A 14,371-nucleotide genomic window follows, 5' to 3' on the forward strand; every position below is an offset into this window, starting at 1 on the left:
CCGCGGGTCCATCTGTAAGTGATAGCAAAAGCCATCTTTTATTTTTCCTCCATGCGAAGGAAAAACTTATCCGGTATTAGCCCCGGTTTCCCGGAGTTATCCCAGTCTTACAGGCAGGTTACCCACGTGTTACTCACCCGTCCGCCGCTGACTCTTTAAAAGCAAGCTTCTAAAGAGTCCGCTCGACTTGCATGTATTAGGCACGCCGCCAGCGTTCGTCCTGAGCCAGGATCAAACTCTCCATAAAGATGTTTGATAAAAGCTCATAAAATAAACATTGAAGTTTTGTTTTGTTCAGTTTTCAAGGAACAATCGCTTTGTTTTTTTAGCGACTTTTATATTATATCGCATATCAGCTACCGTGTCAACATCTTTTTTTGCAGAAAGGATAACCTCAATAACGACAAAATCCATTATATTATGAAGCTGGTTACTAGTCAACATCTTTTTTAAAAAAATAACTGATTTTCAACCCGGCCTTTATATGTGCACCACTTATAAAAGAAATGCAATGGAAAAGAAGCGTGCTTTGCAGCTTTTTTCCATTGCGCGGCCCATGTATCATGATGGCAAAATCCATGTTTGGATAACAGCGAGACTAATGATACCGGGGATACCGAGTATGCCGGAAACGGAGACGGTCGCCAAATTGATCGGAATATGCAGTCCGTAATGGCCGCCAAACTGGTTCAGGAAGAAAAGGAGTACTGCCCCGATAATCATTTTTATACACAGCCGTCCGGCCCAGCGGACTGGTTTGGTAATGGCTGCAGATAACAAAAGGAGAAGAATCAGGCTAATAATCGCAATGATAATAACTGCCGAGTTCATAATCGTTCACCCCGCTTTCCCTGCCTGAAGCTATTTTATGAAGAAGTTGTCCAATAAAGAACTCCAAACAGGAAGGGCATGTTATTGCAGACGGATTTTTCTTCTTTTTACTTCACGGAAAAGAAAGATATACTCGGCTTCAGCAATTTTTGAACGGTAGTACAATTCTTCATTAAATTCAAAGCTCATATTTTGCAGCGTGTTATGCTGGAGCCAATCGTTTTTCGCCTGTGCCACTAAATCCAGCAGCAGCGCATCGTATTCTTTTCGCAGCTTTTGTTTTTTACTAAACAATGTCATGCACCTCGTACAGTTAAATTTCTCTTCTTCCTTCCATTGCTTTCGACAGCGTGACTTCATCGGCGTATTCCAAATCACCGCCGACCGGCAATCCGTGTGCAATCCGTGTGACTTTAATGCCGGTTGGTTTTAACAGGCGCGAAATATACATGGCTGTGGCTTCCCCTTCGATATTTGGATTGGTCGCAAGAATGACCTCCTGGACGGTTTCATCCTGCAGGCGTTTCAGCAGTTCCGGCACTCTGATATCCTCAGGGCCGATTCCATCCATCGGCGAAATCGCCCCATGCAAAACATGGTACAGGCCGTTATACTCTTTCATTTTTTCCATGGCAATGACATCTTTCGGTTCCTGGACTACACAAACGATACTCCGGTCCCGGCGCGGGTCGCTGCATATATAACAAGGATCCTGCTCTGTGATATGGCCGCATACGGAGCAATATGTAAGGTCCCGTTTTGCATCGACCAGGGCCTTCGCAAACCCGAGTACGGTATCTTCTTTCATGTCCAGAACAAAAAATGCCAGTCGGGCCGCAGTTTTCGGCCCAATCCCTGGCAGTTTCATAAAACTATCCATTAGTTTTGTAATCGGTTCAGGATATTGCATTGTTGTTCCACCTTTAAAAACCCGGAATGTTTAAACCTTTTGTAAATTGTCCCATCGTTTCATTGGATAATTCCTCCGCCTTCGTAAGTGCGTCATTTGTTGCGGCAAGCACCAAATCCTGAAGCATTTCAATGTCTTCCGGATCGACGACTTCTTCTTTGATCCGTACTTCAAGGATTTTTTTATGGCCCGAAACGACTACAGTAACCATACCGCCCCCGGCTGTCCCTTCAATTTTCTTTTCGCCGAGTTCCTCCTGGGCTTCCGCCATTTTCTTTTGCATTTTTTGCATTTGTTTCATCATATTTTGCATATTTCCCATTCCACGCATTTAAAACCCTCCAGTTTAGTCTTTAATTTCAATGAGATCAGAGCCCACTAACTTAATGGCTTCTGAAATCAGCGGATCTTCCGGGACTTTTTCTTCGTCCGTATCTTCCTCTTTATGGTGGTGGATATAGTCTTCTCTGATGGTATTCCACTCACCCTCAGGGACGCCTGCCGCCTGATATTCTCTGCCCGTTAATTCCCCTAGTATCGATGTAATGGCATGTAGAAATTTCTGGTTTTCCATCGCCATCTGGCAGTGAATTTCGTATTTAAATTTAATCACAAAAGCATGTGCAGATGCCGCAACCGGTTCCGCTTCATTTAACAGTGCCGATTGGGAGCGCATTTGCCTGCTGTTCAGTGTTTCAATCATATCATTCCAACGGCTTTTGATTAAATTGAGGTCTTGTTTGGTTGCTTCTCTTAATATATCATGAATCCGTCCGACTTGTACCTTAAAACCTTTCGAAGCGCGCGGAATTTTTTTCGGGGCCTGCTGTGGTTTTGTTTCTGCCTGTTCCACACGCGGCAGACCGTTTTGCTTCAGCGACTGAATTTCTTCTTCCAATTGTTCCACTTTCAACGATAATTTTTCTACAAGATCGTTTTGCGGCCGGGCGGAAGTTTTCACTTCACAAAGCTTAATAAAAGCCACTTCCAAATAAATGCGTGCCAGGTTTGAGAATCTCATATCCTGCTGTGCCCGGTTCAAAATATCGATGTACTGGTAAATTTCATCGGTTGAAATTTGGCTGCTGATTTCTTTCATTTCCTCATCGGCAAAAACTTTTTCAATGGCTTCTTCGATTTGCGGGGCTGTTTTATAGAGGAGCATATCCCGGTAATAGAGGATGAAGTCTTCAATGAGCCGTGTTGCATCTTTTCCTTGCTGAAGAAGTCCGCCAAGTACTTCCAAAGCTTTTGCAACATCCTTTTTTTGGATCGCCCAGGCAAGCTCCGTGAAATAATTTTGCGAGATGGAGCCGGTTACCGTTAAGGCATCCTTCACGCTTACTTTTCCTTCGCTGAAGGATACTGCCTGGTCAAGTAAGCTCAGAGCATCCCGCATACCGCCTTCTGCAGCGTGGGCTATGATATTCAGCGCCTGCTCATCATATGCAATCCCGGTCTGTCCGGCGATATAGGAAAGCCGCTTCATAATGTCGCGGGACGTAATCCGTTTAAAATCGAAGCGCTGGCATCTTGAAACAATTGTCAGCGGAATTTTGTGCGGTTCAGTTGTTGCCAAAATAAAAATGACATGCTTCGGGGGTTCCTCCAGTGTTTTCAGAAGTGCATTAAATGCCCCAATAGATAGCATATGAACTTCATCGATAATATACACTTTATATTTCACAGCACTTGGCGCATATTTTACTTTATCACGGATATCGCGGATATCATCGACACCGGTGTTGGATGCCGCATCGATTTCAATCACATCGGGAATCGTGCCGTCTGTGATGCCCCTGCAGGCTGCACATTCATTGCACGGTTCCCCAACCGGCGCCCGTTCGCAGTTGACCGCTTTCGCCAAAATTTTCGCCGCACTTGTTTTCCCGGTACCGCGGGGGCCGGTGAAAAGGTAAGCATGCGTTGTTTTCTGCTGCAGGAGCGCATGCTGCAATGTTTTTGTGACATGCTCCTGCCCGACTACATCTGCAAATTGCTGGGGCCGCCATACCCGGTATAACGCCTGATAAGCCATTGCCAACCCTCCCGGTCAATATTTTAAACACCCAGTGAACCCTGGTTTATTCCGTTTCCGTCATTTCTTTTATTATACCTTAGGAAGAGCTTTTTTACATCTATCATTTCAATCACAGTTCTGAAAATGGTACGATGATCTTTTCATGCTTTTTAAAATTCCGGCATTGCCTGCCGCCTGTAACACGCCGGTAAAAATATTTCTGAATTGCAAAAAACTCATCCTTTGAAGGATGAGTTTTTTATTTATGTAATGAAAGCCGCGCACCTTTTCTCGACTGACTCTCATAAGCGTTACTTAAGCAGTTAGCTCAGCTCAGGCTGCCCTGCGGCACATGGAAGTATCCACTTAATGCTGCTTCCTTCCGGACCTGACATGGTTCGCGGAGTTCCATTGCGCAGGACCCAAGCGTCAACACCACTTACTTAAGGCAGACCCTACAAGAAGCCAGCCTCAAAAAGGAATTCAGTCCCGCTGGAGCGGATTGCGGGTACAGGGCACCGCTGCCTCCCCACCTAGCGCGGCAAAGTTGATACCTGAATCAAGCGTTATTAACTAACGCATAACCTAGTATACATGTCTTTTTTAAAAAATGCAATCTCTGGCCGCCTGTTAATTTGTGGGAATCGTTCCACTTCCGCGGGCAATCGTTTTTTGTTGCTTTTTTCTTTCTCTCAACGACCGGAAAAACGAGCTTAGCAGTTTACCGCATTCCTCTTCCAACACGCCGCTTGCGACTTCACTTTTATGATTAAAGCGGCCGTCCTGCAATAGATTCATCAATGTACCCGCACAACCCGCTTTTGCATCCTTTGCCCCGTAAACAACACGCTTGATGCGTGACAGCAGGATGGCGCCGCTGCACATCGGGCATGGTTCAAGCGTCACATACAGCTCGGTATCTTCCAAACGCCATGATCCAATCGTTTCGCACGCTTTTTCAATGGCCAGAAGTTCCGCATGGGCGCACGCGTTTTGCGTGGTTTCCCGTAAGTTATGGGCTGCTGCGATTACTTTTCTGTTTAGAACAATGACCGCCCCGATTGGCACCTCATTTTTTCCTTCCGCTTTCGCTGCTTCCTCTATTGCTAAGCGCATATAGTATTCATCCCGGTTCACGTTCGCTTCCACACCAAAAACTCCTTCGCATCATTACAGTTATTTATATCCTAACACAATCAGCCTGAAAAATAACATGTATAGCCGTTAACCGGCATAAATTTAATCGTAACGAATGCTTACTGAGGAGGGATCCTTTTGCAAATACATGTTGTGGAAAGAAACGATACGATAGCAGCCATTGCGCAAAGGTACAGCGTTGCAGCAACCGAAATCATTTCCGCAAATGAAATTCCAAACCCGTCGGAGCTTGTGATTGGGCAGGCGATCGTGATTCCGATTGTCGGCAGTTTTTATTGGGTGAGGCCTGGCGACAGCTTATTTGCGATTGCACAAAGATTCGGGCTTTCCTACCAGGAACTTGCCCGCATCAATGGCATTACTCCTAACCAAGTGCTCCAGGTCGGTTTGCGCCTGTATATTCCTGAGCAAACAAAACGGCGCGCAGAATTCAATGCCTATGTTGAGCCGTTCGGGGAAACGGTTTCCAGGCAGCTGGAAACGAGTGCAAGAAAAGCAGCCCCGTATTTAACTTATTTATCTCCGTTTGCTTTTCGCGTGAACCGGGACGGCACCCTGGTTGCCCCGCCGCTGGGGAATTTGTATGCAATCGCAAATGCGCAAAATGTCATTTTAATCATGACGATCCATAACCAGGAAAGCGGCCAGTTCAGCGGGGAGCTGGGCCATATACTGCTGACCAATGAAACGGTCCAAAACCGTTTTCTGGACCAGATTGTCACTACGGCAAGAAGATTGGGTTTCCGCGATATTCATTTTGACTTTGAATATTTGTTCCCGGAAGACCGTGAAGCATATAACCAATTTTTGCGCACAGCAAAAGCCCGTTTCAGTCAGGAAGGCTGGCTGCTTTCCACGGCATTGGCGCCAAAAACAAGCGCAGGGCAGGCCGGGCGCTGGTATGAGGCACATGACTATCAAGCACACGGCCGGATTGTTGATTTTGTGGTCATCATGACATACGAATGGGGATACAGCGGCGGGCCTCCGATGGCAGTTTCACCGATTGGGCCGGTCCGCGATGTATTGCGCTATGCAGTCACTGAAATTCCCGCAGACAAAATTTTGATGGGGCAGAATTTGTACGGCTACGACTGGACGCTACCGTTTACGCCCGGCCGTGATACTGCAAGAGCAGTCAGCCCGCAGCAGGCCATCCGCTTAGCTGCCCGTAACAATGTGCCAATCCAGTATGACGAAAGGTCACAGGCGCCCCATTTTGATTATACGGATGAAAATGACCGCCAGCATAAGGTCTGGTTTGAAGATGCCCGCTCCATCCAGGCAAAGTTTAATCTGATTAAGGAACTCGGGCTAAGGGGCATGAGCTACTGGAAGCTTGGCCTCGCTTTTCCGCAAAACTGGCTCTTAATTGCCGGTAATTTTAACGTTGCCAAACGCCCTTCATCATAGGCAGCGCATTCACATGAAGGAAAGATAATCCGGATAAAATGGCAGCCCGGCCGGATGCCTTTTTCCATACAAAAAACCCGCTACAAGATGTAACGGGCCTTTCAATCTCCAATATTTTATGCGTGTTTGTTTTTAAGTAAGATGGCGGAGGAAGAGGGATTCGAACCCCCGCGCGGTGTAACCCGCCTGTCGGTTTTCAAGACCGATCCCTTCAGCCGGACTTGGGTATTCCTCCATACTGACAAAAAAGATTATAACCTGCCGCCACGTTTTAAGTCAAGAACAATTTCAAAAAGAATCCCGGCACCCGCTTTCAAAACGGGCGCCGGGTATCCACTTTATTTCGGCCGAATGACGTCTACGCGCATATACGGGCGGAGCACTTCAGGAATCACAACACTGCCGTCTTCCTGCTGATAGTTTTCAAGCACCGCTGCAACTGTGCGCCCAATTGCAAGCCCGGAACCATTTAATGTATGGACATGTTCCGGCTTTGCGTTCGGCTCTCTGCGGAAACGAATGTTGGCGCGCCTTGCCTGAAATGCCTCGAAGTTACTGCAGGAAGAGATTTCACGGTACGTATCAGAGCTTGGCAGCCAAACTTCGATATCGTATTTTTTCGCTGCCGTGAAACCGAGGTCAGCTGTGCACATGCTCATGACGTGATAAGGCAGGCCCAGCAGCTGCAGCACCTTTTCAGCATGGCCGGTTAATTTCTCGAGTTCTGCATAGGAATCTTCCGGTTTCACAAATTTTACAAGCTCTACCTTATTAAACTGGTGCTGGCGGATCAAACCGCGCGTATCGCGGCCGGCCGAACCGGCTTCAGAGCGGAAGCAGGCACTGAATGCCGCATAATTAATTGGAAGGTCATCGCCGTTTAAAATTTCATCGCGGTGATAGTTTGTCACCGGCACTTCTGCTGTCGGAATCAAAAAATAATCTTTGCTTTCAACGCGAAAGGCATCTTCTTCGAATTTCGGGAGCTGCCCTGTCCCGGTCATGCTGGCACGGTTGACCATGTATGGCGGCAGAATTTCTTCATAACCATGTTCCTCTACATGCAGATCCAGCATAAAATTATAAAGCGCGCGTTCAAGGCGGGCACCCAAGCCTTTATAAAATACAAAGCGGCTACCTGTCACCTTTGCAGCCTTTTCAAAGTCTAAAATGCCTAAATCAGCGGCCAGATCCCAGTGCGGTTTCGGTTCGAAGCCAAAATTCCGGACTTCGCCCCATTTGCGGATTTCGACATTATCATCCTCGCTTTCCCCGATCGGGACACTTTCATGCGGAATATTCGGGATCGATAACATCAGCAACTCCAATTCTTCTTCTACTTTCCTGAGCTCTGCATCGAGTCCCTTAATTTTATCGCCAACTTCACGCATCTGTTCAATCAGCTGTGTTGCATCTTTTTTTTCGCGTTTTAGAGCTGCAACCTGCTGTGAAACTTCATTCCGCCTGCTCTTTAGGTTTTCGGTTTCCATGATGAGCTCACGGCGTTTTTTATCAAGGCCGCCAAACTTTTCAAAATCGGTCAGATCTTCCCCGCGGTGCTGCATCCTTTTTTTTACTTCATCAAAGTTCGCCCGTAAAAATTTAATATCTAACATGCTTTCCGTCTCCTTTTTGCAAAGATTCACATCAAAAGAAAAAACCCCCATCCCTGAAAAAGGGACGGGAGTTGACCCGCGTTGCCACCCAAATTGAAAACACAAATTGGTTTTCCACTTTACATGGATAACGGGATTTATTCCCGGGAATGCCTACTCGCCAATCTTTTCAGCACCCCACTCAAGGATGGATTCGCAAAAAGCCCTCCGCCGGTTTCCACCCGCCACCGGCTCTCTTTAAGAAGTTCTTTTTGCTACTGGTTCCTGTCATAGATTTTTCACGTCTAATTTACACATTAATGTACTACAATTTTATCCAATTTGCAATACACTATACCATGATTTTAAACCATTTTCAAAAAATATTCGGTCATGCGCGTGTCATCTGTCAGTTCGGGATGGAAGGAACACCCCAGCATCTTTCCCTGCTGAACCGCTACAATCCTGCCGCGGCATTCAGCCAGGACCTCCACATGATCCGCAACCGAAACAATATGGGGTGCACGGATGAAAACAGCCGGAAAATCTTGTGCAACCTGATGAATGCCGATGTTTTCTTCAAAACTTTCACGCTGGCGCCCGAACGAATTGCGTGCAACCGTAATATCCATCGCGCCGATATGGGCATCATCCTGGCCTTCTATATGCCTGGCAAGCAGGATCAGGCCGGCACATGTCCCAAATACCGGACCGCCGTTTTTAGCGAACTGCCTCAATTCATCCATAAAACCGTACGTATCAATCAGCTTGCGCATCGTCGTACTTTCACCGCCTGGTAAAATCAGGCCGTCCATTTCGTTCAGCTGTTCTTTTCTTTTGATGACTATCCCTTCGGCGCCGCATTTTTCGACTGCCCGGATATGTTCACGGACAGCCCCCTGCAGGCCCAATACGCCAATTTTTTTCATGTTGATTCTCCTTACCAACCGCGTTCTTGCATTCTCATATCAGCAGGTAATGTTGAAATTTCAAGGCCTTTCATTGCCGTTCCAAGATCTTTCGATAATTCTGCGATCCGTTTATAGTCCTGATAGTGAGTAGTCGCCTGGACAATGGCTTTTGCAAATTTTGCCGGATTTTCAGATTTGAAGATACCTGAACCGACAAATACGCCATCCGCACCCAGTTGCATCATCAGTGCGGCATCTGCCGGTGTTGCCACGCCGCCCGCAGCAAAGTTCACAACCGGCAGCCTGCCTTCATGTTTAATTTGCAGCAGTACTTCATAAGGGGCGCCCAATTGTTTGGCTTCTGTCATTAATTCGTCTTCGCTCATATTCACGACTTTGCGGACTTGGGCGTTCACTTTACGCATATGCCGGACAGCTTCGACGATATTTCCGGTTCCAGGTTCACCTTTTGTCCTTAACATGGATGCACCTTCCCCGATACGGCGGGCAGCTTCTCCCAAATCACGGCAGCCGCAGACAAATGGAACGGTATATTCCTTTTTGTTGATATGGAATTCCTCATCAGCCGGTGTTAATACTTCGCTCTCATCAATATAGTCAACGCCCATCGCTTCCAGCACGCGTGCTTCGACAATGTGGCCGATTCTTGCTTTCGCCATAACCGGGATGCTGACTGCCGCCATGACTTCCTCCACGATACGCGGATCAGCCATACGGGCAACACCGCCTGCTTTGCGGATATCAGATGGAACGCGTTCCAATGCCATAACAGCTACAGCACCAGCTTCTTCAGCCAGTTTCGCCTGTTCGGCATTAACCACATCCATGATGACTCCGCCCTTTTGCATTTCAGCCATGCCGCGTTTCACTAGATCTGTTCCTGTTTTCATCGTTTAATCCCCTTTATAAAATTAGAATTCTTTTTATATGTATAATAATTTAAATAAACACCAAAATGTATCGCTTGTCAAGGAGCAAAATATTTCCTATGCCGGCGGCCGGCCTTTTCTGTTTAAAAATAAATGAAAGGAAGGAAAGAGATGCAAAATAGATGACCGTTTTAAAAAGTGCGGAAAACAAAGAAACAGGACAAGCATTGGTGACTTGTCCTGTTTCCGATTAAAACCAGCTGCCGACCGTATGTGACCAAATGCCGGAGAAGAAGCCGCCGATGCCGCGCATCATCATGACAAACCAATTGGCTTTTTCAACGCCATTCTTCACGACTACATCCACATGTGGAGAATCCGGACCGTATAAATAGCCGGGCTCCTGTCCGCCTTTATGTTTGGCCAGCAATGTACCGACGCTTGTGCCCTTCTTTACAGGCGCGTTAATTTGCTGTTTTTCGAGTTTTACAACAGGCGTGTACATATGGCTTTCACCGTTTTTGATGGGAGCTTTCAACGGTGCCTCTGTTACAATCGGGGCTTGTTTTTCTTTTCCGGCCTTGACCGTAATTGTCTTTTTGTTTTTAACCGAGTAGCCCTTTGGATATAATGTTTTCATAGAATAATTATTAAACGCATAATCCATAAGTTTGCTTGTTTCATCAAAGCGGGCTTTATATCCGCCTTTTCCCTGCGCATTCGTAGCATGAAGCACAACAGTAATGACGCGCATACCGTTTTGTTCGGCTGTTCCGGTAAAACAGTAACCTGCATAATCTGTTGTTCCGGTTTTCAATCCGTCCACCCCTTCTTTTCCATAAACGAGGGACGGGAGCATCCAGTTCCAGTTTTTCATATCAATTTCGTCTTTTGTACCGGGACGAAATTTCTTTTCAGGTATGCTGGATGTCTTTAACATTTCCGGAAAGTCATTGACTAAGTGGTAGGCTACTTTTGCGGCTGATCTTGCTGACATGGCGTTTTCTTCCGTTGCATCGCCTCTGTCCGGCTGCATTCCCTGCAAATCCGCATTATTTAATCCGCTAGAATTGACAAATTTATAATGGGTTAAACCGAAAGCTTTTGCCTGCTTGTCCATCATATTCAGAAAATTGGACTCCGAGCCGGCAAGCGCCTCTGCAATGGCAATCGTTGCACCGTTCGCCGAATAGATTGCCATAGCTTCGTACAATTCTTTCAAGGTATACTTGCCGCCCTGCCGTAACGGCACATTTGACAAGTCCCGGTTTTGCGAAATTTTGTAGGCATAATCACTGATGGTAACCTTTTGATCCCATGACACCTTTTTTTCTTTGATCGCTTTTAATAATATATATTCGGTCATCATTTTGCTCATGGAAGCAATTCCCAATGCCTGGTCTGCATTTTTCTTATACAAAATTTTCCCGGTACTTGCTTCAACAAGTATGGCCGCCTTTGCATGAACATTTATATCATCCTGCGCATAAGCTTTTTTTGGCAATTGAAAAGTACCTGCAGCCAGCAAACTTGCCAAAAAAACGAATACAATTTTTTGCAACCTTTTCTTCACTTTGAACCCTCCATCATGATATGTATACACTTTGCCTATTTTAACATAGTTCTGTTTGAAAAAGTAGATGAACCGGGGCATGAAATAAACATAAAAATTGGCAGGAGGCTTGAGATTGCACTCCTGCCAAGAAAGGCAATTTGGAATTATGACAGAGAATAATTCGGTGCTTCTTTTGTAATCTGGACATCATGCGGATGGCTTTCCCGTAATCCTGCTCCGGTCATCCGGATAAATTGGGCTTCTTCCCGCAATGCAGCCAAATCTTTAGCACCGCAATAGCCCATGCCGGAACGCAAGCCGCCCAGCAGTTGATAAATAACCGCCTGGATCGACCCTTTAAACGGAACCCGTCCTTCGATCCCCTCAGGTACAAATTTCTTCACGTCTTCCTGGAAGTAACGGTCTTTTGACCCATTTTCCATTGCCGCGATCGAACCCATTCCACGGTAGACTTTATATTGCCTCCCTTGATAAATTTCGGTTTCTCCCGGGCTTTCGGAAGTTCCGGCCAGCAAACTGCCCAGCATGACGGCATGTCCGCCCGCTGCAAGGGCTTTGACCATATCTCCGGAATACTTAATGCCCCCGTCGGCAATAATGGCCTTTCCGTACTTTCTGGCCTCTGTAGCGCAGTCATAGACAGCTGTGATTTGCGGGACCCCGACACCGGCAACAACACGGGTTGTACAAATTGAGCCTGGACCGATCCCGACTTTAACAATATCCGCGCCTGCATCAATCAATGCTTTTGTGCCTTCTGCTGTGGCGACATTTCCTGCAATTATATTTAAGGAAGGATAGGCATTCCTTATCTTTGAGACCGTTTCAAGAACACCTTTTGAATGGCCATGTGCAGTATCAAGCACAATCACATCCACATTGGCCTTGACCAGCATCTCAACCCGTTTCATTGTATCACTCGTAACCCCGACCGCTGCCCCAACCAGCAGCCGGCCGTGCTGGTCTTTTGCAGCATTCGGAAACTCAATGACTTTTTCAATATCTTTAATAGTAATAAGTCCCTTTAGCACGCCATTCTCATCAACTAAAGGAAGCTTTTCGATTTTATAGCGGTGCAAAAGCTGCTCGGCTTCTTTTAATGTTGTTCCCACAGGTGCAGTGACAAGGTTATCCCTCGTCATGACATCTGAAATTTGAATGGAATAATCTTCAATAAACCTCATATCGCGATTAGTAAGAATTCCGACCAATTTCTGTTCTTCCAGGTTGTTCACAATCGGGACGCCTGAAATCCGGTATTTGCTCATTAAATGTTCAGCAGAAAACACTTGTTCATCCGGAGTAAGAAAAAATGGATTGGTAATGACGCCGCTTTCCGACCGTTTTACCCGATCCACCTGTTCTGCCTGCTGTTCAATGCTCATATTTTTATGAATAATACCCAAGCCGCCTTGCCTTGCCATTGAAATTGCCATTTCAGCTTCCGTTACCGTGTCCATGCCGGCGCTGATGATCGGGATATTCAATTTCAATGTATCCGTCAGTGTAACTTTCGTGTCCACTTCCTTTGGCAAAACTTCCGATTGAGCCGGCAGCAGCAGTACATCATCGAATGTTAATCCTTCTTTCACGAACTTTGATTCCCACATCTGAACCCCTCCTAAACAGATAAAAATATTATTAGTAGGTTATCAATTGGATATAATACTGTCAAGGTTAATACGACATAAAAAACTATTCAGTTAATTCGGAGGGCGAATGATTGTTTGCAACAAACCATTGGAACGAGCTCCTGCGGTTTCAATCTGCCGAATATACGCAAGCCTACTTAAACAAATGCTACCGACAGATTGATTGCGGGGATGCTTCGGTAAAAAGCTATGAAAACTGCTATCCCTTTATGTACTATTTGCAGCACGCCGAAATCTATTACCGGCAGGCAAACGAGGCGCCTGTTTCCATTCAGCCGGTCCTTCTTTTTTACGGTTTTGCCCATTTAATGAAAGCCTGCTTGTTGACCGCCGATCCGCTCTACCCTGAAACGACAGCAGTTTTAGCACACGGCGTGACATCGCGTAAAAAGAAAAAACAAAACTACCGGTTCAGCCAGGATGAAGTCAAAATCCAAAAAATGGGATTATGCGCCCATATTGCAAATAAACTTTTCCACCTCCAGCCTTTGGAAGGGGATAAATACGCGATGCACAGTTTGCTGGAGCAAGTTCCTGAACTTGATCTTGTCTTCCCCCACCGGCAAAATTTTATATTTGTCGAAGAAGATCATGGCAAATATATGATTCCGTTTACGATATTGGATCACTACCATATGACAGCAGCGCGTTTTTCGCTGTTTTTGGAACAAAAACTGCGAAACCAATTAAGCGGCTTAAAAATCGAGGAACAAGCCATTTCTTTTTCAGCGGGCCACTTGTTAACGACGCCGTTTCGATTCCATTATTTTAAAAATAAATTCTGCCTTCCGGTCAGATTGAACAGGGAACTGCGTTTACCCGATATGCTGATCCATTATTTGCTTTTATACAATTTAAGTATGATCTCCCGCTATGAAACGGAGTGGTGGGCGGAATTCTTAAAAGAACGGGAGAACTCGGACTTTCCTGCCATCCATCTCTTTTTGCAAACAACTTTGCAAAAGGGGCCCTTTATGTGCTTGCAGTTTCTCAGCAGCCGGGATTTTCCTCCAGCCATTTCCGCAGAAACTTAAAACGAATAACAAGCCACACAACCGGCTTTCCACAATGCCTGGCCTATTTTAATTGAAATCTCATCATTCCTCATATTTACGCAGTCAAAAAAGCCAGCTGATTCAGCTGGCTTTTAATTTGCCCGGCAACGTCCTACTCTCGCAGGGGGAAACCCCCAACTACCATCGGCGCTGAGAAGCTTAACTTCCGTGTTCGGGATGGAAACGGGTGTGGCCTTCTCGCCATTATTGCCGGACCGTATTAAGTTGTAAAGGATGTATTCCTTCAAAACTGGATAGGAGAAAAACGGTAAAACCAAGAATTGCACTTCTAAACTGTCCAGCTCCAGCGCCTATCGGCTAGCGTATTTCTCCGTCTTCTCCCTCCGATAAGTCAACATC

13 protein-coding genes, 1 tRNA gene, 2 rRNA genes, 1 other RNA gene and 1 other annotated feature are annotated in these 14,371 nt (G+C 46.1%); of the genes, 2 read left to right on the plus strand and 15 right to left on the minus strand.

The annotated features are described in order from the left end of the window. The 8 genes from C232_RS0116570 to tadA all read right to left on the minus strand — a co-directional run. Window positions 1-247, minus strand: a 16S ribosomal RNA gene (locus tag C232_RS0116570); the annotation flags it as partial. A gap of 314 nt (window positions 248-561) precedes the next feature. After that, the gene (locus tag C232_RS0116580) at window positions 562-831 is read right to left on the minus strand and encodes a pro-sigmaK processing inhibitor BofA family protein (protein ID WP_018665275.1); all 270 of its coding nucleotides are present in this window, start codon (window positions 829-831) and stop codon (window positions 562-564) included. A gap of 81 nt (window positions 832-912) precedes the next feature. Beyond that, a complete protein-coding gene (locus C232_RS0116585) occupies window positions 913-1,131 on the minus strand; it encodes a YaaL family protein (protein WP_018665276.1) in 219 nt (72 codons plus the stop codon). A gap of 13 nt (window positions 1,132-1,144) precedes the next feature. Then, window positions 1,145-1,741, minus strand: a complete 597-nt coding sequence (recR, locus tag C232_RS0116590) for a recombination mediator RecR (RefSeq protein ID WP_018665277.1) — start codon at window positions 1,739-1,741, stop codon at window positions 1,145-1,147. A gap of 13 nt (window positions 1,742-1,754) precedes the next feature. Then, window positions 1,755-2,072, minus strand: coding sequence for a YbaB/EbfC family nucleoid-associated protein (locus C232_RS0116595; RefSeq protein WP_018665278.1), 318 nt, complete (start codon window positions 2,070-2,072; stop codon window positions 1,755-1,757). 15 nt (window positions 2,073-2,087) lie between these two features. Continuing rightward, entirely contained in the window at window positions 2,088-3,779 is a 1,692-nt protein-coding gene (gene dnaX / locus C232_RS0116600) for a DNA polymerase III subunit gamma/tau (protein ID WP_018665279.1), read from the minus strand. 259 nt (window positions 3,780-4,038) lie between these two features. Then, an RNA gene (ffs, locus tag C232_RS19635) (signal recognition particle sRNA large type) lies at window positions 4,039-4,303 on the minus strand. An 88-nt stretch (window positions 4,304-4,391) separates the two neighbouring features. Then, on the minus strand, window positions 4,392-4,877 hold the full coding sequence (tadA, locus tag C232_RS0116610) for a tRNA adenosine(34) deaminase TadA (protein WP_051086253.1): 486 nt from the start codon (window positions 4,875-4,877) through the stop codon (window positions 4,392-4,394). 159 nt (window positions 4,878-5,036) lie between these two features. Here tadA and C232_RS0116615 point away from each other — a divergent pair, with 159 nt between their 5' ends. Then, the gene (locus C232_RS0116615) at window positions 5,037-6,332 is read left to right on the plus strand and encodes a glycoside hydrolase family 18 protein (RefSeq protein ID WP_018665282.1); all 1,296 of its coding nucleotides are present in this window, start codon (window positions 5,037-5,039) and stop codon (window positions 6,330-6,332) included. A gap of 142 nt (window positions 6,333-6,474) precedes the next feature. Here the strand turns inward: C232_RS0116615 and C232_RS0116625 are convergent. From C232_RS0116625 to guaB, 6 genes are all read right to left on the minus strand, one after another. Continuing rightward, window positions 6,475-6,567: transfer RNA gene (locus C232_RS0116625), tRNA-Ser, on the minus strand. A 103-nt stretch (window positions 6,568-6,670) separates the two neighbouring features. Further along, entirely contained in the window at window positions 6,671-7,948 is a 1,278-nt protein-coding gene (serS, locus tag C232_RS0116630; RefSeq protein WP_018665283.1) for a serine--tRNA ligase, read from the minus strand. A gap of 57 nt (window positions 7,949-8,005) precedes the next feature. Further along, window positions 8,006-8,228, minus strand: a binding site (T-box leader). A 64-nt stretch (window positions 8,229-8,292) separates the two neighbouring features. Beyond that, window positions 8,293-8,856, minus strand: coding sequence for a pyridoxal 5'-phosphate synthase glutaminase subunit PdxT (gene pdxT / locus C232_RS0116635; protein ID WP_018665284.1), 564 nt, complete (start codon window positions 8,854-8,856; stop codon window positions 8,293-8,295). A gap of 11 nt (window positions 8,857-8,867) precedes the next feature. Further along, on the minus strand, window positions 8,868-9,749 hold the full coding sequence (gene pdxS / locus C232_RS0116640) for a pyridoxal 5'-phosphate synthase lyase subunit PdxS (RefSeq protein WP_018665285.1): 882 nt from the start codon (window positions 9,747-9,749) through the stop codon (window positions 8,868-8,870). Between the two features lie 229 nt (window positions 9,750-9,978). After that, on the minus strand, window positions 9,979-11,301 hold the full coding sequence (locus C232_RS0116650; protein WP_018665287.1) for a serine hydrolase: 1,323 nt from the start codon (window positions 11,299-11,301) through the stop codon (window positions 9,979-9,981). 146 nt (window positions 11,302-11,447) lie between these two features. Further along, window positions 11,448-12,914, minus strand: a complete 1,467-nt coding sequence (gene guaB / locus C232_RS0116655) for an IMP dehydrogenase (RefSeq protein WP_018665288.1) — start codon at window positions 12,912-12,914, stop codon at window positions 11,448-11,450. A 113-nt stretch (window positions 12,915-13,027) separates the two neighbouring features. Between guaB and C232_RS0116660 the strand changes: the two genes are divergently transcribed. Further along, entirely contained in the window at window positions 13,028-13,990 is a 963-nt protein-coding gene (locus C232_RS0116660) for a YaaC family protein (RefSeq protein WP_018665289.1), read from the plus strand. 120 nt (window positions 13,991-14,110) lie between these two features. On the opposite strand, the gene rrf is transcribed toward C232_RS0116660, so the two are convergent. After that, window positions 14,111-14,226 (minus strand): 5S ribosomal RNA (rrf, locus tag C232_RS0116665). Window positions 14,227-14,371: the final 145 nt, after the last annotated feature.

This window comes from Heyndrickxia acidiproducens DSM 23148, assembly GCF_000374345.1.
Classification (GTDB): Bacteria; Bacillota; Bacilli; order Bacillales; family Bacillaceae_C; genus Weizmannia; species Weizmannia acidiproducens.